This is a genomic window from Planococcus sp. 1R117A (genome assembly GCF_051417975.1).
In the GTDB taxonomy this organism is placed as follows: domain Bacteria; phylum Bacillota; class Bacilli; order Bacillales_A; family Planococcaceae; genus Planococcus; species Planococcus shenhongbingii.
Genome location: NZ_JBPRLO010000007.1, coordinates 108,053 through 129,613, shown reverse-complemented (window position 1 = coordinate 129,613; position 21,561 = coordinate 108,053). Strand labels below are relative to the sequence as shown.

Sequence of the window (21,561 nt, the reverse complement as noted above, 5' to 3'; positions counted from 1 at the left end):
AGAGTCAGATGAACGCACAATTAAACCCAGCAGTTGACCAATACATTGAAGAACTTCCCGAGCATATCCAAAAAATGGCCGTCGAATTGCGCCAATTGATTTTTGAGGTTTCCGAACACATGAAAGAAGAAATCAAATGGGGCAAACCCAGCTATTCACGGGATGGGTTGGTGTGCTACCTGCAAACTGCCAAAAGCCACATCAATTTCGGCTTTTATCAAGGAGCTCAGCTGGATGACCGCGATGGGTTACTGGAAGGCGACGGCACGAAGATGCGCCATATCCGCGTCAGAAAGCTGGATGACATCCAGCCAGACGCTTTTAAAAACTTGATCTGGGAAGCAATTGAGTATAATAAAAAATGACAAAAAGGATGACTCCGCAGAGTCATCCTTTTTGTCGTTTATGCCCAAGTTGCAGCTGGTTATGCCCAACTTTTCGATTTTATGCCCAACTTTAGCTGTTTTATGCCCAACTCTCATGCCGTTATGCCCAACTCACCAAAATCACTGATTTATTTCTCCGCTATCGCTTCAAAAGTGATGCACTGGCCTGCGCTTGTCGGATATTCACCGTATCGGTAATCGGCTGAAACAGTGATATCTTTAAAACCAGTCTGCTCCAATACCATCATAAACTCCTCCACGCCATACCAGCGCATCGGGAAACGTTCTAGTTCGGTGGCGATGAGTTTTCCTTCGCGCCACTTTTCATAGCGGCCGTGAGAAACCGTGTATTGATTCACCCAGTCCACTTCCACTTTCTTATTTTCCAGTGTGATCGTATCACCATTTTCCAGTGTCCATGTACGAGTTGAAATTTTCCCTAAGTCGATTTCCCGCTGCAAATACAAGTCGATAATCAGCTTGCCGCCGTCTTCCAGATGATAATGGAAGTTCCGCAATGCGTTCAAAGATTGTTCCCGCTCATGCAGCAGCAAAAACGTACCGGTCGGAATAATGATGGCATTGTATTGCTGATCTGTTGAAAACGACTCCATTCTTCCTTTAAACAAGTTCGGACTCAAGTTTCTTTGACGACAATTATCCCGGCACTTTTCAAGCATTTCCGCTGAAACATCAAATCCATCCACTTCATATCCTGCTTCAAGCAATGGAATAAGCATTCGCCCTGTTCCTACTGCCGGCTCTAAAATGCGGCCGCTTGTTTTCCTCAGACGTTCTTGGTAATATTCGATATCGCCGAAAGAACTGCCGATTGGTTTGTCTAGGTCGTAAACTTCTGTCGATAGTTTGCTGTAGTAATTTAGCAATCCATTTCCCCCTTTATTTTTTCTAGTTCAATACACTATAACTTTCTATGCCTTTTCAAAACAACATTATTCAGCGCAATAAAAACCGCAGCGAAAATCACCAATGCCAATAAATCACCGCTGATTTCATTGAAACCGAGGCCTTTGTACATAACAGCTTTTAAAGCATCCGCCGCGTAATAGATCGGCATGACGCGGCCGATTGCCTGCAGCCAGTCCGCCAGCCCTTCGAGCGGAAAAATGCCGGCAAAAAAGATTTGGGGAACCACTACAAGCGGAATGAATTGGACCATTTGGAATTCAGAAGCCGCAAATGTCGACAGCAAGATGCCGAGCGACAACGCTACCAATGCCAGCAATAAATTGATAAGCAGCACAAGCCAGACCGATCCGACCAGCACCACATCAAGCACCGTAATGGAAAACGTCACCACGATGATGGTCTGGATCACCGCGAAAATCCCGAATCCCGTTAGATAAGCGGCAATCAGCTCCCCTTTGCGAATTGGAGTCGCCATTAAACGCTCCAAAGTGCCGGATACCCGTTCTTTCAATAAACCGATGCCTGAAATCAAAAACACGAAAAAGAAGACGAAAAAGCCGATAAGCACCGGTGACAGTACATCGAAAAACTCTGTGTCGCTGCTGCCGTAAATATAAGCCGTTTCAAGCTGCATGGCCTGGGTTTGCCCTGAAGCCAGCAAGACCGTTTGGCTGACCTGGGCCAGCAGATTTTTTGCTAATGTTGGATCGTCATTCAATAGGGTAAGGATCAGCCGGCTGTTGTCCAATACCAGCAAACCATCCAAATCATCCTCTACGACGGTTTCTTCTGTTGCCTTTTCGTAAGGAATGACTATGACTCCCCGTTCTTCCAAGGCCGCCGTAAAGGGTTCGTTGATACCCACTGCAGCGAGTTCCGGATTGACCGTGTTGCCGTTGAAAAAGAAGTACATCAGCGTCAGGACAACGAGCGGTGCAAAAAACAGCAGCGCCAAAGTCCGTTTGTCCCGCAGCATTTGCTTGATGATCCGGCGCACCAACGCGAGAATTCTCATCGCTGCAACCTCCCCGCTTTTAAAAAGGCTTCTTCTAATTGCCCGACTCCATAATGGTCTTTCAATTCAGACGGTGTGCCGCTCGCCAAAATCGTTCCGTCCCGCACCATCGCCACTTGATCGCATTTTTCCGCTTCGTCCATCACATGCGTGGTGATGAGGATGGTTTTTTGCTGTTCATTTTTCAAATGAAACAACTCATTCCAAATGGACACTCTCAGTTCCGGGTCGATGCCCACGGTCGGCTCATCCAGGATCAGGATTTTCGGATCATGCACCAATGCGATAGCCAGCGACAGCCGGCGTTTCATCCCACCCGAGTAAGCCGATACTTTTTTGTTCAGGTCATCGGTTAATTTAACTAAATCCGCTGCATAAGCAATGCGTTTTTTCATGGCTGATTTTTTCATTGGATACAGCGATGCAAAAAAATCCAAATTTTCCTTGCCGGTCAATTCTGCATATAAAGCGTCGGACTGCGCCATATAGCCGATGTTTTTCAACAATTCCAGATCCGGCACTTTCACATCCAGCACTCGGACCGTACCGGTGTCCGGCGCATCGATGCCGACAATCATTTTCACCAACGTCGTCTTTCCGGATCCCGATGGGCCGATCAACCCGTAAATCCGGCCTTCTTCAATCGACAAATCGATTTCCTGCAGCACGGTTTTCTTGCCGAAGCTTTTGGTGACGTTTTTCAATTCAATGCTGGCGTTCATGGACAAGCCCCCCATTTCAGAAAAAACGAATGCGTTATTACCTTGTATTTTACTCTTTTTCAATTTGATTCATAGCCGCTGGGGCAATAAAAAAACGATCCCCATCAAGGAGACCGCTGCTTTGTTATTTTATTCGGCTGACACAATACTGGTAAATTTCCGCTGTCACTAGACAGTCGCCTAAGGCATCATGGGCATTGTGCTCAAGCTGCAAATACTGCGCTAAAGTTCCCAGCTTATGGTTTGGCGTTTCGCGGATAGCTTTCCGTGCCAGCTTCACCGTATCGATTACCGTATATTCCGGTATCGGCGCAATCTTGTCTAGTGCGTACAAAAAGCCCATATCGAACGGTGCGTTGTGCGCCACAATTGGCAGACCTTCAATAAACTCGATCAATTCGTCCACCACTTCTTCGATGGCCGGCGCATCCTGGACATCTGCATTGGTGATGCCAGTGATGCGCGTAATGGTCGGAGAAATGTATTGTTCGGGGTTGATCAAGAGGTACATGGTATCTTCACGGTTATGTCCGATGTATTTGACCGCACCAATCTGTATAATTTTATCGCTTCCTGCCCGCAGGCCGGTCGTTTCAAAATCCAGGACGACGTAGTTTTCAACCAGCTCCATGCTGGGTTTGTATTTCTTCGGGCTCGGCGCTTGGTTTCTCGCCCATTTTGGCCGGGTCTCTCTCATTTTCTGTTCGAGTATTTGTCTCGGGTCTCGCTTGTCCACGCCACCCCTCCTTTCGTTATTCCTTTTGCCTCACTTTAATTGAAGTTTCTCTTTATCCCGCTTTAACGGTCAGTAAGGATCTTCCGCTTTTCCAAGCGGAGATCCACTGGCCGTAAAAGTCCGATTGGTTCAACTAACCTTCAGTGGGATAGCGCTCCCACTGAAGGAAGTTTCTCTTTATTGTACCGGAAAACGTTTAGAATTTCCGTTATGGTGCTATACAAATAGTAAGAAAAACTATAGGAGGAATTAAAGATGGCCCGTGGAGGATTTTCAGATAAACTGAAAGGCGTTGTCAGCAGAACCAAGGGCGAGGTCAAAGATCAAGTAGGTAATGCTACGGACGATTCACGGTTGCAAAATGAAGGCAAGTTCGACAAAACCAAAGGCAAATTCCAAAAAACCATTGGAAAATTAAAACGCGGTTCTTAACATCCGGCTTAACCGCCGGATTTTTTTATTTCCTTGTCCACTCTTCAGCAAGCATGCCATAGACGACATGGTCTACGTAATGGTCATACAGCCATTCCGCTTGGCGGATGGTGCCTTCTTGTATATATCCAAGCCGTTCCGGAATGCTGCGGCTTTTCTGATTGCCGACAGCTGCACGGATTTCCACTTTGTTGAGCTTCAGCTCATTCAGTGCATACTCGGTGAATGCTTTTGCAACGCGGGTCATGATGCCGTGCCCTTGGTATTCTGGTGCGAGCCAATAGCCGATATAAGCTGTTTTATTCGCCTGGTTGATGGTATTGAAGCCGCCCATCCCGACGATTTCTCCTTTAAAGAGGATGGCTGCATTTAAGGTTTTGCCTTCTGCATAATTCCTTCTTCCCGTTTTAATAAAATCTTGGGTGTCTTCCAGTTTCGTCGTAAAATCGAGCCAAGGAAGCCATTCTTTTAAATATTTACGCGAACTGTCGGTCAGTTCGAAAATCCGCTCAGCATCTTTCATTTCAGGCAATTTCAAAGCTAAATCTTCATCAATTTTATGTATAAACATACCAATTCCCCCTTCGATTTACTGTATATCGTAGCATAACCGAAGTTTATTTGCGTTTAGAAATTTTTATTTGCGTTCAGTGAGCGTTTATTTGCGTTCGCCAAAGGTTTATTTGCGTTCATCATATTGTACGCGCATCCAAGGGTCTATTGCCTTAATTTGGAATGCTGTTAACTAATGAACAACCGAAAGGAGGACTGTCGTTGGATACTCAAGAAGAATTGCTGATCGAGCTGCCGGAGATATTCGATTTCCGCATTAATTTAGCTTATATGCAGCGCAACCCGAAAGAGTGCATGTATATGGTTAAAGATGGAACAATTACGCGGGCGCTTGATGTTGGCGGAGAACGTACATTGTTCCAGATTGCCTGTCCCGATAACCGCTTTTTACACGTTCATTTTCTGACTGGCATTAAAACTGAAAACAAGAATGCCATTGCCGCTTTTATCCGCGACTGGTTCGACCTTGATAACGACCTCGCTCTTTTTTATGAGATGGCGCAAAAAGACCCTCTGTTAAAACAGACCGTCACTGATTTCTATGGCTTGCGCAATATTGGGTTCCCGGATTTGTTCGAAGCGCTGTGCTGGGGAATCTTGGGCCAGCAAATCAATTTAGGTTATGCTTATACGCTAAAACGCCAATTTGTTGAGAAGTTCGGGGAATCGGTTGAATACAACGGACAAACTTATTGGATCTTCCCTTCGTATGAAGAGATTGCTAAACTGCAGCCTGCCGATTTATCCGATATCAAAATGACGGTGAAGAAATGCGAGTACATCATCGGCGTTGCCCAATTGATGGGAAGCGGCGAGCTATCAAAAGAAAAGCTGATGGCATTGGGCGATTTTAAACAGATTGAAAAAGAATTGATTCAAATCCGCGGCATTGGTCCTTGGACCGCCAATTATGTTCTGATGCGCTGCCTCCGCTTTCCGACTGCGTTCCCAGTCGATGATGTCGGGCTGATCAATGCCCTCAAATTACAGTTGGCGCTTGACCGCAAACCGACGAAACAGGAAATTCTAGAAGTTGCTGTTTCGTGGAAAAATTGGGAAGCTTACGCGACTTTTTATCTGTGGCGGCTGCTGTATTAAAAAAAGCTGGTTCAAGTAACGGCTTGAACCAGCTTCCTTCTATATTATGTCGTTGCATAAACTTTATTCAATTGCTTCGAAATTTCTTCTGCTGCACCTTTGATCAAGTCAATTAATGGCTGCAGTTCGTCTTTTTCGTATTGCGCGCACACTCCTGCAAATGCTATAGCCATTTCCGCCTGGCCATTGAAATTTACAATTGGAGCGCCAACTCCAAAAATCCCTTTTATCGTTTCGTTGTATGAAACGGCGTAACCATTCTTTTTCACTTCAATCAGTTCCTGCCGCAGACCGGCAAGCTCTTCTTCACTGAAGCCTTGGACACGTTCGTTGTTTTGCAAGCAATATTCCAAGTCTTCTTTGGTGGCATAGGCTGCCAGGCATTTCCCATATGCTCCGTCGATCAATTCAAAATGGCGGCCAACGGAAACCCGCACTCCAAAGTTGTCACCTTCAACTTTCGAAATGATAGTCGAACGGTTTCTGCCAACCCGCGAAACCAAATGAGTTGTCTGACCAGTGATAGCTGTCAGCTTTTCCAGCTGGGCATTAATAATAGATAGATCAAACAAATGCTCTTTTGCCCGTTCTCCAAGTACTACCAGATACGGACCAAGTGTATAGCGTTTGCTTCGGGCATCGTAATTGATAACCGATATTTGCTGTAGTTCGTAAAGCACCCGGTAACAAGTTGTTGCATTTATCGATAATGCATTGGAAATCTCGGTAAGCGTACTGCTTTGATATTTTTTCCGGCTCAGTAAGGTAAGCAATTTAAAGGCTGTATCGACTGCCGGAACGGAATATTTCTTTTTCTCTGCTTCCATCTTCTCCACCTCGGTTCAATGTTTCCACTACCTATTCCCTTATTTCATGGGCTGCACACTATTATATCCTGTTTAAAGGGCCATTATTAAGGCAGTCTTCAAATAAATTTCAATCCGCTGTGGAAATCTTCTTTATTCAACAATTGCCTCTTTTTTGGCCGTGTAATCTGTATGTTCTTCAACATAATCAAACAATTGCTGGCCGACACTTTCTTTTCTTCCCACTTCGATTTCTTCAACAATATGGGCGACAAGGCCGACTGCCCGTGCGGCAACAGCGAATGATTTCATGACGCGGTGATCAAATTCCATATCGGCTAACACAGCACCAATTGCCCCAACAGCATTCAATGTGATAGGCCTGCCTTTTCTTTCATTGAATTGCCGGCTGATTTCTTCAATGACTTCTGAATTTTTCTTATAGAAGCCCAGTTCTTTTGCAAGTTTAAACAGTTTAACGGTTCTTGGGTCAACCGGCCGGTGAATCGGATGTCCGAAGCCCGGCAATTGCAGTTTTTGTTCTGCGCGCTCATCGAGGATCCGCGTTGCCAGTTCTTCCGCCGGTGTATCTTCCCCGTACTTTTCCATTCCTTTTGTCAGCATTTCTGCAACTTGCTCCATCGCTCCAAGATAAACGGAACCTGCGCCTAATAACCCGGCAGCTACCGCTGCTTGTACTGCTTCCGGCGCTCCAAGATACGTTAGACGCGTTGAAATGGAGCTCGGTGTGAAGCCGTGTTCGCAAATCGCCACCATTACCGCATTAAGCATTTTGGATTCATTTTCTGTCGGCTTCCTGTGTTTAGCGCCTAGAAATGCCATATCAGCAAGGGTGATTTCTCCCATCAAATCATCTACCAAATTATAGCCATGAACATGTATTTTATCAGTTTCCGAAACGCCTACATTGGTTTTAAAGTCCATTTTATTTCCTCCTTTTTTTAAACCGGTACGTTTACGTTTTTTGCGTTATAAGCTTTACGTAACTGAGAGGCAATAATATTTTTCTGAATTTCCGAAGTTCCTTCATAAATGCGGGCGATTCGGGCATCACGGTAGAAACGTTCGATTGGATAGGACTTCATATAACCGAGTCCGCCGTGGATTTGAACTGCTTTATCAGCCACGCGTCCGTAAACTTCCGAACCAAGCAATTTAGCCATTGCCGCTTCTTTAATGACGTTCTGCCCCTGGTCCACCATCCATGCGACTTTATATGTAAAGCTGCGCAATGTTTCGATTTCCAAAGCCATTTCTGCCAAGTAATGCTGGATGATCTGCTGTTCAAAAATCGGTTTCCCAAATTGTACGCGTTCCATCGCAAAGTCTATCGTCAGCTCTAACAATCGTTCGCATGATCCGAGATTCCGTGCTGCAAGACCCGCACGTCCATTTGCAAGGATTTTCAGCGCATTGACATAGCCTTTTCCTTCTTCTCCTAAAATATCTTTTGCATCCACTTCGCAGTCTTCAAAATAAAGCTCAACCGAATGCACTCCGCGGAGACCCATTTTCTCTTCATTTTTTCCTATGATCAAGCCCGGATTATCTTTTTCTACAATAAAAGATGTGATGCCTTTGGCTCCTTTGCTTGGATCTGTTACGGCCATCACGGTAAAGACGCTTGCAATTGGTGCATTGGTGATATAATGCTTGGATCCATTTAAGATATATTTATCGCCTTTTCGGACCGCTTGTGTTTTTAAATTGGCTGCATCAGAACCGGCACTCGGTTCAGTCAGGACGAAAGCGCCAATGTATTCACCGGAAGCCAGTTTCGGCAAATATTTTCTTTTTTGCTCTTCGTTCCCCATTTCAACAATCCCCACAGTTCCAATTCCACCGTGTCCACCGATCAACGTGGTATAACTATTCGATGTTTTTCCAAGCTCTTCAAAAATCGCGCATTTGCCGACCATGCCGACCCCAAGCCCACCATATTCTTCCGGGATGCTCAAGCCGAAAAGTCCCATTTCTTTGCTCTTGTCAATAATAAATTGTGGAATTTCATCGTCTTCCTCTATTTGATTGGCGTAAGGATCTACTTCGTTGTATACAAAGTCGCGTACCGTTTTTTTGATTTCCAAGATATCTTCTGACAGTTCAAAATTCATATGAATTCCTCCTAATAAATTTCAGTTTTTGTTGGTTCCTTTTATGAGAGAGAAAACACCGACTCCATTTGCAATAATTATCCCATCTTCATCCACAACTTCTGCGTTCACATACTGGATCCGGCTTTTTGAATCCGCTATCGATGCAGAAGCATAAACCGTCTTTCCTTCTTTTGCCGGATTCATAAAATTGGTCGTCAACGAAACCGTCGTGACCAGTTCCGGGTGGATTGATCGCAATGTAACGGAAACCGCTACATCCATCAAGGACATAATGGCGCCGCCATGCAATGTCTGGTTATTGTTAAGTACTTTATCGGCAACCAGAACCTTTACTTTGGCTTCTCCTTTTTCGATCGAATGAATTTTAAAGCCAAGATTTTTCCAGAAAGGAGCGCTCTCAAAATGCTCTTTTAACCATTCAAGATAATCGGTTTCAGTTTTCAGCATAATTCCTCACTCTCCTTATGGATTTACTACTAAGTCTGGAGCTTCGACTTTGTTCCAGACGAGCAGTCCATCGAGTGCTACAATTCCTTTTCCTTCGTCCAATACCATTATTGGATTGATGTCCATTTCCTTCAGGCTGCCATTTTGTGCATAGACAAAGTCGGAAATATTAACAAGTGCATCGGCGAACGCTTCAATATCAGCCTTTCCGCTTCCGCGTATCCCTTGAAGCAGCGCATAGCCTTTCAGTTCCTCGACCATTAATAATGCATCCGCTTTATCAATCGGTACGTGGCGAATTGCTATGTCTTTTAGAACTTCGATAAAGATGCCACCTAGTCCACAGACGATAAAGCTTCCGAACTGTGGGTCCTGCTTGATCCCAATGAACATTTCCACCCCTTTTTCAACGAGCATTTCTTCAAACAATACCCCATTGACTAAGGCATCTTCCTTGTAATTTTTACTGGAAGCAATGATATCTTCGAATGCTTGTTTCGATTCATCGATATTTTGAATGTCCAGCTTGACGCCGCCGGCATCGGTTTTATGCAAAATGTCTTTCGAAATGACTTTAGCGACTAACGGAAATTTCAAATCTGCAATTACTTGTTCAACTTCCTGATAAGATTCAGCTATCGCATTTAATGGTACAGTGATTGCCAATTGCTTTAGCAACGCTTTCGATTTTTCTTCCGTCCAGACGGCTGTCCGATTGTCTCTTGGCTTCAATCTCACAATTTCGGAAGACATGGCAATGGCACGATCCTCCGTACGGTAAAACTCAGACAGATCCGCCAAATGCTTGACTGCAAGCATCGTATCGTAAGTGGTCTTGTAAACCGGAACACCATTTTTGCGGAGCACTTCACGCCCTTTGCCGGTCAATTCTTCCGTTCCTGTGACGGTCACAATGATCGGCTTTTCTTCCCGCTTGTCGATTTCTGCCACTTTACGGCAAATTTCTTCACCTAAGGCTCCACCAAAAGTTGTCTGGATTACGATAATGTCGGTATTATCGTCCTTTACAAGTGTTTCAATCGTTTCCGTAAAAATATGCTGTTCTTTCAAAGCTTGCGCCGTAATGTCAATTGGGTTTAACGCAGAACCATACGATGGAATCGTGGCTTCGATCACTTCTTTTGTCTTGCCTTGAAGCGGTTCCAAACTCAGGCCCAGTTCTTCACTAAAGTCTGCCATCGCGATACCAGCTGCTCCCGAATTGGATACTGTTACCAGCTTGCGACCGCCTGCCCATTTTCTTCTCGAAACGATTTTCATAACATCAATCATTTCATCAATATCTTTCACAGTAAGGATGCCATATTGCTTGGCAATCACTTCGAACATTTCTTCCGAACCGGCTAAAGAGGCGGTATGGGAAGATGCAGCCTCTTTTCCGATTTCGGACCTTCCCGTTTTTAAAATAATCAGCGGTTTCTTCAATACTTTCGCGCGTTTCGCCACCTGGATCAATTGCTGGCCATCAGGAACTCCTTCCATATAAGCCGCAATTACTGTCGTCTCCTCATCTTCAAGCATGGATTCCATCGTATCGATGGTCGTGACATCCATTTCGTTCCCGGTATTCACTACATACGTAAATCCGAGATTTTCTTCCTGCGCTAAGCCGAAAACTGAAAAACCGAGAGCGCCGCTTTGAGAAACAAGACCAATATTCCCGCGCTTAAAGCCGTTTTCTGCTTCCATTGAAGTTGCGAAACCCATTGGAATGCTTTCTTTTACATTCAGGCAACCAACACTGTTCGGTCCGATAATGCGCACATTGTTTTCTTTTGCCAGTTTTGCTACTGCGTCCTGGATCTTTCTTCCGCTCTCTCCAATTTCCGCAAATCCCGAACTGAAGAGCAAGATGTTATACACCTCTTTTTGGATGCATTCTTCTAATATCGACAGTAATCTTGCAGCAGAGATCGCGATCATAGCGAGATCCACTTTTCCTGGAATATCGAGAATGCTGCTGTAGCATTTCACGCCTTCAATCTCCTCGTAGCGGGGATTGACTGGATAAATTTGCCCCTCAAACTTATGCTGAAGCAAGTTTTTCATCGGTTTCCCGCTGATTGAAGTCAAATCTTTTGAAGCTCCGATGATGGCAATTGATTGTGGATGAAAGAAATCTTTTAAATTGTTCGCTGGCATACACAACTCCCTTTCGTTTCCAGAATACTTTTGGCTTTATTCAACAATCGCTTCTTCTGAACGCAATGCTGCTTTATTGCTTGTGCGGATAATAAGCAATAGAACGATAGAAACTGCGATTCCAATTAAACTTAAATAAAGGAAAGGCGCAATAATCATTAGGGAAACCGCACCTAAAAGGATTCGAATCCATACGTTTTTCATAGTTCCTGCCCATATCACGTAGCCTTCCAGAACTGAAGCCAATAAGAAAACACCGATAATGGCAGTCCCTACTACGCTAATGATTTCCGATATTTCTCCCCGGCCAATCAGTGCAGGATTGTAGACGATTATAAATGGAACCAGGAAAGTAACAATTCCGAGCCGGACAGAGGTAAAGCCAGTCCTCATTGCGTTAGCTTTGGCAATTCCAGCTGCGGCAAACGAAGCCAAAGCCACTGGAGGCGTAATGTAAGAAACAGTCGCCCAGTATAAAACGAATAAGTGAGCCGCAATCGGATCGATTCCTAGCTGTACCAAAGCAGGAGCCATAACCACTGCCAGGAAGATGTATACGGCTGAAACTGTCATCCCCATGCCAAGTACAAAACTTGTAATCGCACCAGCAACTAGAATCAGGAACATATTGTCTCCGGCTACCGAAACCAATTCTCTCGCGAACGAGAATGATACACCCGTGATAGATAGCGATCCGACAATAAAGCCGATACCTGCAATTAGAGCGGTTAAATCTGTCAGGATGCGTCCTGCATCAATTCCAAGGTTATATAATTTTTCTTTATTGAAGCGCGTTTCTTTTCTCGTCATTGCAAGAACAAATAACAGCAAACTTACATAAAACGGCGCTTGTCCTTCATTGCGCATAACCACAAGAAGATACGTCAGCAAAACCAGAACTGTCAGGAAAGGCCATCCTTGTTTTAAAGTTGAAACCAATGACGGCAATTGCTCTTTCGGGATTCCGCGCAAGTTGTTTTTTGCTGCATAGCCATCCGCCTGGACCAGCAAAGCGAAAAAGTAGAGGAAGGCAGGAATAGCTGCTGCCAAAGCGATTTCCGCGTATGGCACCCCGATAAATGATGCCATGATAAATGCAGCCGATCCCATAATTGGCGGTGTAATGGTCCCACCCGTAGAAGCTGTAGCTTCAATTGCACCGGCATAATGGGCCGGGTAGCCTGCTTTCTTCATGGAAGGGATGGTCATCGCACCGGTTGTGATCGTATTTGAAATTGCGCTTCCGCTCAGCATCCCGAAAAATGCGCTGCTGATAACGGCAACTTTAGCTGATCCACCGCGGTAACGGCCAAAAATCGATTGCGCCAGGTTGAAGAAGAAATCTCCTCCTCCTGAAGCTGTCAGCACAACTCCGAATAGCATAAAACCGATTAATAAAGATCCGACTGTGTCAAATGGAATACCAATTACACTGTTCGTACTCATAACATGGTTCCGTGCCGTTGTTAGAAAATCGAATGTTTGGCCTGACAAAAAACCGATTGGCACTGCTCCAGAAATTAGCGGATACAATGAAAACGCCGCAGCAATTATCATAATCGCGAGACCTGCCACACGGCGAAGTCCTTCGAGGATAATTATCCAGAAAATCACACTGAAAACTGTCGCAATCGCTGGAGAAATGTATTCCCAGCCTTCGCTGATAATCCGTTGTGCATTGAGCCCCATGTAAAATGGAATAACAAAAGCCAGAATCATTAGAATGACATCAAACCACTGGACGTTCTGATTCTCTTTTTTCTTGCTGAATGGGTGAATAATAAAAGCCAATGGCATAAATGCTGCTAATAGAAAGTAAAGATAAGCTGAGTTGATTGGATTTAAACCAAAAAGATTTAGATAAAATAATTGATTGATGGTCAGCAAGACTCCTACTACTGTTAATATCACCACTACGCTGCCCCAGAATTTATTTAATCTTTGTTCCATCTCTACACCACCTTTATGTTAGTGATGCGCACCCAAGATTTTTGTTCTTCGGCGCGCTTGTTTTTTATTACTTCACTAGCTCTTCTTTTTTAGCAGCCCAGTATTCCGGGAATTCTTCTTTACTGATCCCTTCATCTTTGGCACTTTTCACTGTCTGGTCCCATGCTTCTTTCAACTTTTTAGAGCGTTCAACGAGTTCATCGTTTTTCTTTTGGTATTCATCTGTCCATAATCCCTCTTCTTCCAGGAATTTGATTGTTCCTTCATGAACCGGTACTCCGTATGGTTCTACAAGAATGTTTTCTTTGTGCCAGTTATGGAGGTTCGCTGCAGCATCTTTCCAGTCATCATATGTTTCATCCATCGCTTTTACATAAGCATAAACACTCTCAGCTGTTTGATCTGAATAGGCTACCGCTGGATATCCGTATCCCATAATCGTAATCGGATTTTCCGCAGTCATGCCAGCTCCGTTATCCATATCACTCGGCATTACCCATGGTGCTATTTCCTGGACACGTTTCCAGCCTTCTGTGTCGTCGGCAGGCATTTCAATCCAAGCAATGTCGTCCATACTATCCAGTTCAATCAGCACAGATGCTGTCGGATTCATGAACGTTACATCAATCTGGCCATTTTTCATTGCATCCGCCTGGCCGCCATAATCGGATAGTTCCGTTTTTTCTACATCATCCCAAGTTAATCCAGCGAAAGCGAGAGCAGCTTCAGCTTTGATATTTACGGACTGGTTGCCGGTAATATAAGGAACTTTTTTTCCTTTTAAATCCGCGACTGTCTTTATTCCTGATTTTTCCAGTGTGACGAATCCAAGATAGCTGAAAGGAGCCCATACTACTCGTAAGTCCTGTGGTCCCCAGTCCTGCGTAGCAAATTCATCATTTCCTTCAAAAGCAAATTGATATTCATCTCCAAGGCGGCCAATGCCCGCCATGCCGTTTTTCATCGGCTGCATTCTGCCAACCCCGCCGGACGAAGGCAATAGACGAATTTGAGTGCCATAGCTTTTCGATATTTCATTGGCAATGGCCGTTGCTTCCGTATAGCCGCCTGATCCGACGTCATAAACACTCCACACCATTTGATCCGGAAGATTTTCAAGAGAACCGCTGTTGCCTGAAGATTTCCCGCTTTCTGTGCTGCCTTCACTTGTGCCGCTGCATGCTCCTAAAATCAATACGAAGACCAACATCACCAAAAGACCTGTCTGCTTTTTTATCATGTCATCTCACTCCTCTATTATTAGTTGTTTGACCGTTTTTTATTAACGCTTACATCGAGCGGCCGCCAGCTACTTCGATAACGGTTCCCGTAATATAATTCGAGTATTCTGAAGCCAGGAAAATCACTGCATTGGCAATATCTTTTGGCTGTCCTGGACGCTGCAGCGGAATCTCTTCGATTCTGGCCTGCCGGATTTCTTCAGGCATCGCCCGAGTCATTTCAGAATCAATAAATCCAGGTTGGATGGCATTGACGTTAATCTGGTATCTGGCCGATTCTCTTGCCGCGACTTTCGTCATTGCCACAATTCCAGCTTTTGCTCCTGCGTAATTGACTTGTCCCATATTTCCGATCTTCCCTGAGATAGAAGAGATGTTGATAATCTTTCCTTTTTCTTTTTTTCGCATATGAAGCGCAGCTGCCTGCATGCATAAGAAAGTTCCCTTCATATGTACCTGGATGACCTGATCAAAATGTTCTTCCGTCATTTTATGCATCATGGCGTCACGGGTAATGCCGGCATTGTTCACAAGGATATCAAGATCACCGAACGCTTCGAGCGTTGCCTCCATCATTTTCTCGACATCATTTTTATCAGCTACATTCACTTGACAGGCAATCGCCTTTTTACCCAATGCTTCCACTTCACGTTTCACTTTCTCTGCGGCTTCTAAATTCATGTCCGCCACTACGATATGGGCCCCATGTTTGGCAAGTTCCAATGCTGTATCCCGGCCAATCCCTTGGCCGCTTCCTGTAACTAGCGCAATTTTTCCGGTTAAATCCATTGTCAAAACCTTCTTTCCAAGTTTTAGTGATAAAGATGATTGTTTTCTAAAGGGCTATTTTCCGGTGAAAACCGGTTTTTGTTTATTGCGGAAAGCATTTATTCCTTCTTTATGATCATCAGTCTGCTGGAGAATGGTTTGAGCAAAGCGTTCTGCTTCTAGCGTTTCTTCCAATGTCCTATGGCTTGATTTGTTAATCATTTCTTTGGTCATCATATTTGTGTAATACGGTCCCGCCGCAATGCTTTCTGCTTTTTCCAGGACTGCTGCAAATAATTCTTCTTTCGGAAAGATTCCATTGATCAGACGGTTTTCTTTAGCTTCTTCCGCTCCAATCATTGCGGCGCTCAAAATCCATTCTTTTGCTTTATATGGACCTACACGTTCGGGAAGAAAGTAGTTTAACCCACAGTCCGGTATAAGGCCCAACTTATTGAAAGCGAGTCCGAACTTGGCGTCCGGTGAAGCGTAGACCATATCCGCAGCTAAAGCCAAACTGAACCCTGCCCCCACTGAATATCCTTCAACCATAGAGATGACAATCTTTTTCATGTTATGGATTTTCAAGATTAACGTTGCGAATAAATCCATATGGTCGTAAGTTTCAATGGCTGTTCGAATGCCCATTCCGTTGACGCTGCTCCCAGTACAGAAATTGCCGTTTTCTCCTTTTACGACAATCACTTTGATATCAGCATCTTGTTCGACTGTTTGAAGAAGCTCCAAGAACTGTTTTCGCATTCCTGTGGTCATCGCATTCAGCTCTTTAGGATTGCTGAGTTCCAAAATGGCTATATTGTTTTGTTTTTCGTATTTGATGCAAGGCTCCAAACGAACCCCCTCCTTTTCTTCTGAAAAATTAATCCTTATTTCTTTTTCACCTGAAATTTCGCTGTAACTTTAACTTCTTCTCCGCTTTTGGCGTATGCAACACAAGACCAATAAACTGGATGTTCCTCTACAATCTCGCCCGTTATGGTGATCGCTTCTCCAGGGCGTGTCATCGCTTTGAACCGGACAGAGAGTTCCGCTAAGTCTTGTTCAGGAAACCAAGCGCCAATTGCCTGACCTATAAAGCCCATAATCAGCATTCCGTGTGCAATTGCTCCGTTTAACCCAGCTTCTTCAGCAAAAGGGACTACTGTATGAATAGGATTGAAATCGCCTGAAGCTCCAGCGTATTTTACAAGCTGCGTATGGGTAATCTCTTCTTTCTCCAATGGGGGAAATTCATATCCGATTTGCATTCACATTCCTCCTTAATGTTTCTCGATAATTGTGGCGTAGCCGATTAGGGCAATTTCATTGTTTTGGTTCCGGTACTCTCTTTTCACGGTATAAAGGTCCATTCCTTTCTTTTTCTGTATATCTAAAATTTCCGTGGACACTGTAATTTCTTCTCCAATTTGGAAGCCTGTGTAGTATTCATATCTTTGTTCTCCATGAAGAACTTTTTTTAAATTCAATCCGAGCAGCTGGCCATATGGAATTCCTCCACCCCAAAAATCGATTACTGTAGCAATAGTAGGCAGCAACTTTTTACCAGTCAGGTAATCAGGATTGTCATCTCCAATAGCAAGTGCTAATTCTTTTACTTTTCCTGCTTCAAGCCGGTAAGTGAACTCGTCAAACTTCTTTCCAATCTTATTTTCTTTTGCTTCTAGCATTGAATAGCCTCCATTCATAAAATGTATCCGTTTACATTAACGAAAAACTTCAAAATCGAAACATTAAATAAAATATTCTTTTCATATAAGAAAAACTTAAAACCTTTAAAACATGCATTTAATAAACTTATATACTTATTATTAAACACTACTTTACATGGGTGAAAAGAATAAGTAAACAATTTTCTGAATATTTTATTATTTATTAATGAATTCTTAATATTAGAGGCATTAAGAGAGATTTTTCTAAGTGGTGGGTGCTTAAAGAAGAAAAGCTCGAAGAATAGCTATATAAGTTGAACTAATAACCTTTCACTATCGATATTCCGCAAACCAGCTGCGCTTGCCGCGGGCGTCTCCGCTGTTTTGCTCCATATCTTAGCTAGCACTGCAGAAACGGATGGAGTTTCCTATTCTCAATGAGCTTACCCAGCGCCGGCGCATCCAGGGGCTAGGCAAGGAAATGATCCAAAAGTAGTTTGGGTCATTTTCTTTGCGACGAAGCTAGCGCAGTACTGCAGGTGCAGGAGGTTTTTAGCTATGAGACGAGTGGTCTTCTCGGCTCATGGCGGGAGTCCTGCCCAAAGCGGCCGAAGCGATGTATGAAATGATGATTTTTAAGTTCAACTTATATAGTTATCAGGCTATCTTATCGGGAGTCGTAATTGAGCAGGTTCCTGTAACTTTCGGTTATTCATAAGAAATATCTTTTTTAGAGGGCATGGTAATCTCCTCTTCTCTATAACCCAATTCAATTGAAATACTGGAAGCTGCCTCTTTCATTTTTTCTTTTATCCGAATCTTATTTTCTTTTGTAAACTTATGGATTGGAGCACTGACAACTAGCGCTGCAATCACGTCGCCCCGGTGATTGCGGATAGGAAAAGAAAATCCGGCAATGTCGGCATAATATTCCGCTTGGCTGTAGGAATAACCTTGCTTACGTATGTCCTCCAACTCTTTCAACAGTTTTTTCTTGTCAGTTACCGTATTTTCTGTAAACTTCCGAAGCTCGCGGTTCTCCAAAATTTCATCGATTCTCGCTTGATCTAGAAAAGCCAATAGTAATTTTGGCGCGGAGCCTGCATACAGCGGCAGTCTTCCACCCACTTTGCTGTTGAGCCGAATGTAATTCTGTCCTTCCACTTTTTCTACATATGTTGCTTCTTCGCCGTCAAGGATCGCCAAATGGACAGCTTCATTTAATTCACGATTCAATTGCTCCATGTAAGGCAATGCAATTTTTCTATAATCCATGTACTCAGCAACATAAGTTCCCAGTTCTAAAAGTTTCAGTCCCAGACGGTATTTAACATCATGGCTGGAGTTCTTCGTTTTCACCAAAAATCCACTTGCTTCCAAAGAAGAAATTAGGCGGTAAGCTGTTGGTTTTGGCATCTTGTCCAATTCGGCCAATTCGGCCAGCGTCAGTTCAGGATGCTCTTTAAAATATTCCATTAACTGCAGGGCTTTGATTACACTTTGATTCATCTTTTTTCCTCCAAGTATTCGTGATGCCATAAATTTGAATTCAATCATTTCATTCTTCGTTTCAGCTATACCTGTAGATTCTCGACAATCGTTGTTATGCCTTGCCCGCCACCCATGCATAAAGTGACGAGACCGTATTTTTCACCTTTTCTCTCCATGTCATGCAGCAGTTTTGTCATCAGGATGCTGCCGGATGCACCAATTGGATGGCCAAGTGCAATGGCTCCCCCGTTTACATTGACACGGCCAATATCCAAATTAAGTTCTTTAATAACGGCAAGCGATTGCGCCGCAAAAGCTTCGTTTAATTCAATCAAGCCAATATCATCCAAATTTAAATTTGCCATTTTTAATGCCTTCAAGGTAGAGGGCACAGGTCCAATTCCCATAATTTCCGGTGATACACCCGACACTGCCTGGGCAACGATCCGCGCTTTAGGCTTTAGTCCGTATTCATGCGCCTTTTGTTCCGACATCATCAATACAGCAGAGGCTGCGTCATTTCTTCCGCTGGCATTAGCTGCCGTAACAGTTCCCTCTTCTTTAAAAACTGCTTTTAAATTCGCCATTTTCCCGACTGACGTTTTTCTTGGATGTTCGTCTCGATCAAAAATTATCACTTCTTTTCTCGCTTTGATTTCGTAGGGCACAATTTCTTCCACAAAATATCCTGAAAGAATCGCTTTTTCAGCCAACTCCTGGCTCCGAAAAGCAAACTCGTCTTGCTCCATACGGCTGATACCATATTGGACCGCCAAGTTTTCAGCCGTTAAGCCCATCGTCAAATCGCCATATACTTCCATCGGTTGGGAACGAGGCTGGCTTTCTGTATTCGGATCAACCAACATTGCATTTCCAGCACCATATCCATACCGGGCGTTCCGCATGTAATAGGGTGCCGTGCTCATGCTTTCCGCTCCGCCTGCCACAACGACATCCGACAGGCCCAATCGGATTTGCTGGTCGGCATTGTTAATGGCCTGCAAGCCGGAACCACATTGCCGGTGCACTGTATATCCCGTCGTTTCAATTGGAAGTTCCGCGCGCAAAAGAGCAAGACGAGCCAAATTGGAAGAATCCGCACTTTGTTTTGCTTGGCCAATAATGACTTCATCAATGGCTTGCTTATCGAAGGATCCACGTTTCACTACCTCATCAATTACTTTTGCAGCTAAAAAATCTACAAGTTCATCTTTTAAGGCACCACCCATTTTTCCGATAGCTGTTCGTGTAGATGCAATAATCACCGGATTGTTCAAATCACTTCACTCCTTTTCTTATAAATGGTGAGGCAGTCCGTACATCGCCTCTTAAATTTGTATTGCTTCTTACTGGTTTTTAAATTGCGCAACTCTTTTTTCCATAAAAGCGGCAGTTCCCTCCACTTTGTCCTCTGTGCCAAAAGCGATCGTCTGCGCCATCTTTTCAATCAGCAAAGTTGTTTCCAGGTCGATATCATACCCACGGTTCACGACCATTTTTGTCAATTTCACCGCAATCGGTCCTTTTGCATGAATTGCCTTCGCTTTTTGTTCAACAAGATAATCCAATTTTTCGAGAGGAACGGCTTCTGACACCAATCCGATGCGTTCAGCTTCCTCTCCACTGATAATTCTTCCTGTTAAAATCATATCAAGAGCAATCCCTTTGCCGACAATGCGCGAAAGCCGTTGTGTCCCTCCAGCGCCTGGAATAATTCCTAAGTTCAGTTCCGGCAACCCGATTCTTGCAGTTTCCGCTGCTACACGTAAATCACATGCCAGTGCCAGCTCGCAACCGCCGCCAAGAGCAAAGCCATTGATGGCTGCAATCGTTGCCTTACTGCAGTTTTCAATTTTCTTGTACGTAGCTTGCATGCCCGGTGCTAAAGCATCCAGCATTTTACGCTCTCTCAATTGGCCGATATCCGCTCCAGCAGCAAATGATTTATCCCCGGCTCCTCTAAATACAATGACACTCACTGTCGGATTGCTTTCACAAAGGTCCACTGCTTCTTCAATTTCCTTCAATGTCTCTGCGTTTAAAGCATTTCTGACTTCAGGCCGGTTAATAGTGATCAAAGCATAGGTTTCGTTAAAATCAAGCAAGATATTGTGAAACATGGTCATCCTCCTTGCCTTGTTCCATAATCATAAAAACCGGAACCTGACTTTCTGCCAAGCCTGCCTGCTTTGACGTATTTAATCAATAATGGACAAGGGCGATATTTTTCCCCTAAAGTGTGATAGAGGTATTCCATATTGCGCAGCCGTGTATCAAGTCCCACCAGGTCGGCTAATTCAAGCGGACCCATTGGATGATTCAGCCCCAACTTCAAGGCTTTATCAATATCTTCTGCTGAAGCTACACCTTCTTGGAGCATATTCATCGCTTCGTTGCCGATCAGGCAATTCATGCGACTGGTGACAAAACCAGGAAACTCATTGACTTCGACTGTTTCCTTCCCTAGTTTTTCACCGACTTTTTTTGCCAAGGCAACAGTGTCATCAGAGGTTTCTAACCCTCTGATGATCTCGATTAATTTCATTTTGTGGACAGGGTTGAAAAAGTGCATAGCTACAAGCTTTTCTGGGCGGGATATTTGAGCGCCGATTTCTGTCGGACTCATCGTGGAGGTATTGGTAGCTAATAATGCATGAGGTGGACAGTGCTGGTCTAAACGCTTGAAAACATCAATCTTCAATTCTATTTTTTCAAGAACTGCTTCGATTACAACATCTGCTTGCTGAGAGGCTTTTTCAAAACTTTCTGTGTAGGTGATTCTTTTTAATGCTGCTTCTGCGTCTCCAGATTTGATGTATCCGCGTTCAGCACTTTTCTTCATCTCCTCCTGGATGTATTGTTTGGCGTTTTCAAGGGCTGATTCCTTGATATCGTGAAGAATAACGTCAAATCCGCTCAAAGCTGCCGTATATGCGATGCCCCTTCCCATAATTCCTGAACCGATCACTGAGAAATTTCTCATCGTTTCACTCCC

General features: G+C 44.1%; 23 protein-coding genes. 3 read left to right on the top strand and 20 right to left on the bottom strand.

Annotation, left to right across the window (positions count from 1 at the left end):
- Positions 1-8 precede the first annotated feature (8 nt).
- A complete protein-coding gene (locus tag ACSFXN_RS17950) occupies positions 9-365 on the top strand; it encodes a DUF1801 domain-containing protein (protein WP_437151549.1) in 357 nt (118 codons plus the stop codon).
- 149 nt (positions 366-514) lie between these two features.
- Here ACSFXN_RS17950 and ACSFXN_RS17945 read toward each other — a convergent pair whose 3' ends face one another.
- The 4 genes from ACSFXN_RS17945 to ACSFXN_RS17930 form a co-directional block, all read right to left on the bottom strand.
- Positions 515-1,273, bottom strand: coding sequence for a class I SAM-dependent methyltransferase (locus tag ACSFXN_RS17945; RefSeq protein ID WP_437151547.1), 759 nt, complete (start codon positions 1,271-1,273; stop codon positions 515-517).
- Between the two features lie 35 nt (positions 1,274-1,308).
- Positions 1,309-2,331 (bottom strand): ABC transporter permease, encoded by a 1,023-nt coding sequence (locus ACSFXN_RS17940; RefSeq protein WP_437151545.1) that lies wholly within the window; start codon positions 2,329-2,331, stop codon positions 1,309-1,311.
- Positions 2,328-3,053: an ABC transporter ATP-binding protein gene (locus tag ACSFXN_RS17935; protein ID WP_437151543.1), complete on the bottom strand. Its 726-nt coding sequence runs from the start codon at positions 3,051-3,053 to the stop codon at positions 2,328-2,330. The genes ACSFXN_RS17940 and ACSFXN_RS17935 overlap by 4 nt, the downstream gene beginning before the upstream one ends.
- A 124-nt stretch (positions 3,054-3,177) precedes the next feature.
- On the bottom strand, positions 3,178-3,789 hold the full coding sequence (locus tag ACSFXN_RS17930) for a 3'-5' exonuclease (protein WP_437151541.1): 612 nt from the start codon (positions 3,787-3,789) through the stop codon (positions 3,178-3,180).
- A gap of 255 nt (positions 3,790-4,044) precedes the next feature.
- Here ACSFXN_RS17930 and ACSFXN_RS17925 point away from each other — a divergent pair, with 255 nt between their 5' ends.
- On the top strand, positions 4,045-4,221 hold the full coding sequence (locus tag ACSFXN_RS17925; RefSeq protein ID WP_300991430.1) for a CsbD family protein: 177 nt from the start codon (positions 4,045-4,047) through the stop codon (positions 4,219-4,221).
- A gap of 25 nt (positions 4,222-4,246) precedes the next feature.
- On the opposite strand, the gene ACSFXN_RS17920 is transcribed toward ACSFXN_RS17925, so the two are convergent.
- Positions 4,247-4,792 carry a GNAT family N-acetyltransferase gene (locus tag ACSFXN_RS17920; RefSeq protein ID WP_437151539.1) on the bottom strand — a complete coding sequence of 182 codons (546 nt, stop codon included), beginning with the start codon at positions 4,790-4,792 and terminating at the stop codon, positions 4,247-4,249.
- Between the two features lie 203 nt (positions 4,793-4,995).
- Between ACSFXN_RS17920 and ACSFXN_RS17915 the strand changes: the two genes are divergently transcribed.
- Entirely contained in the window at positions 4,996-5,892 is an 897-nt protein-coding gene (locus ACSFXN_RS17915) for a DNA-3-methyladenine glycosylase family protein (RefSeq protein ID WP_437151537.1), read from the top strand.
- 44 nt (positions 5,893-5,936) lie between these two features.
- Here ACSFXN_RS17915 and ACSFXN_RS17910 read toward each other — a convergent pair whose 3' ends face one another.
- The 15 genes from ACSFXN_RS17910 to ACSFXN_RS17840 all read right to left on the bottom strand — a co-directional run bounded on the left by ACSFXN_RS17910 (position 5,937) and on the right by ACSFXN_RS17840 (position 21,549).
- Positions 5,937-6,719: an IclR family transcriptional regulator gene (locus ACSFXN_RS17910; RefSeq protein ID WP_437151535.1), complete on the bottom strand. Its 783-nt coding sequence runs from the start codon at positions 6,717-6,719 to the stop codon at positions 5,937-5,939.
- A 132-nt stretch (positions 6,720-6,851) separates the two neighbouring features.
- Positions 6,852-7,643, bottom strand: a complete 792-nt coding sequence (locus tag ACSFXN_RS17905; protein ID WP_437151533.1) for a citryl-CoA lyase — start codon at positions 7,641-7,643, stop codon at positions 6,852-6,854.
- Positions 7,644-7,660: 17 nt separating this feature from the next.
- Positions 7,661-8,833, bottom strand: a complete 1,173-nt coding sequence (locus tag ACSFXN_RS17900) for an acyl-CoA dehydrogenase family protein (protein WP_437151531.1) — start codon at positions 8,831-8,833, stop codon at positions 7,661-7,663.
- A gap of 21 nt (positions 8,834-8,854) precedes the next feature.
- Positions 8,855-9,283, bottom strand: a complete 429-nt coding sequence (locus ACSFXN_RS17895) for a PaaI family thioesterase (RefSeq protein ID WP_437151529.1) — start codon at positions 9,281-9,283, stop codon at positions 8,855-8,857.
- 15 nt (positions 9,284-9,298) lie between these two features.
- The gene (locus ACSFXN_RS17890) at positions 9,299-11,446 is read right to left on the bottom strand and encodes an acetate--CoA ligase family protein (RefSeq protein ID WP_437151528.1); all 2,148 of its coding nucleotides are present in this window, start codon (positions 11,444-11,446) and stop codon (positions 9,299-9,301) included.
- 36 nt (positions 11,447-11,482) lie between these two features.
- On the bottom strand, positions 11,483-13,396 hold the full coding sequence (locus tag ACSFXN_RS17885) for a TRAP transporter permease (protein WP_437151526.1): 1,914 nt from the start codon (positions 13,394-13,396) through the stop codon (positions 11,483-11,485).
- 67 nt (positions 13,397-13,463) lie between these two features.
- The gene (locus tag ACSFXN_RS17880; RefSeq protein WP_437151524.1) at positions 13,464-14,636 is read right to left on the bottom strand and encodes a TAXI family TRAP transporter solute-binding subunit; all 1,173 of its coding nucleotides are present in this window, start codon (positions 14,634-14,636) and stop codon (positions 13,464-13,466) included.
- Positions 14,637-14,685: 49 nt separating this feature from the next.
- A complete protein-coding gene (fabG, locus tag ACSFXN_RS17875) occupies positions 14,686-15,426 on the bottom strand; it encodes a 3-oxoacyl-ACP reductase FabG (RefSeq protein ID WP_437151522.1) in 741 nt (246 codons plus the stop codon).
- Between the two features lie 54 nt (positions 15,427-15,480).
- On the bottom strand, positions 15,481-16,257 hold the full coding sequence (locus ACSFXN_RS17870; protein ID WP_437151521.1) for an enoyl-CoA hydratase/isomerase family protein: 777 nt from the start codon (positions 16,255-16,257) through the stop codon (positions 15,481-15,483).
- 35 nt (positions 16,258-16,292) lie between these two features.
- Complete coding sequence (locus tag ACSFXN_RS17865; protein ID WP_437151520.1) at positions 16,293-16,673, bottom strand: MaoC/PaaZ C-terminal domain-containing protein; 381 nt, start codon at positions 16,671-16,673, stop codon at positions 16,293-16,295.
- A 12-nt stretch (positions 16,674-16,685) separates the two neighbouring features.
- A complete protein-coding gene (locus ACSFXN_RS17860; protein WP_437151518.1) occupies positions 16,686-17,093 on the bottom strand; it encodes an FAS1-like dehydratase domain-containing protein in 408 nt (135 codons plus the stop codon).
- A 690-nt stretch (positions 17,094-17,783) separates the two neighbouring features.
- Positions 17,784-18,584, bottom strand: a complete 801-nt coding sequence (locus tag ACSFXN_RS17855) for an IclR family transcriptional regulator (RefSeq protein ID WP_437151516.1) — start codon at positions 18,582-18,584, stop codon at positions 17,784-17,786.
- Positions 18,585-18,649: 65 nt separating this feature from the next.
- Positions 18,650-19,843 (bottom strand): thiolase family protein, encoded by a 1,194-nt coding sequence (locus tag ACSFXN_RS17850; protein WP_437151515.1) that lies wholly within the window; start codon positions 19,841-19,843, stop codon positions 18,650-18,652.
- Between the two features lie 69 nt (positions 19,844-19,912).
- On the bottom strand, positions 19,913-20,692 hold the full coding sequence (locus ACSFXN_RS17845; protein WP_437151514.1) for an enoyl-CoA hydratase/isomerase family protein: 780 nt from the start codon (positions 20,690-20,692) through the stop codon (positions 19,913-19,915).
- Positions 20,689-21,549: a 3-hydroxyacyl-CoA dehydrogenase gene (locus ACSFXN_RS17840; RefSeq protein WP_437151513.1), complete on the bottom strand. Its 861-nt coding sequence runs from the start codon at positions 21,547-21,549 to the stop codon at positions 20,689-20,691. Before ACSFXN_RS17840 ends, ACSFXN_RS17845 begins: the two co-directional genes overlap by 4 nt.
- Positions 21,550-21,561: the final 12 nt, after the last annotated feature.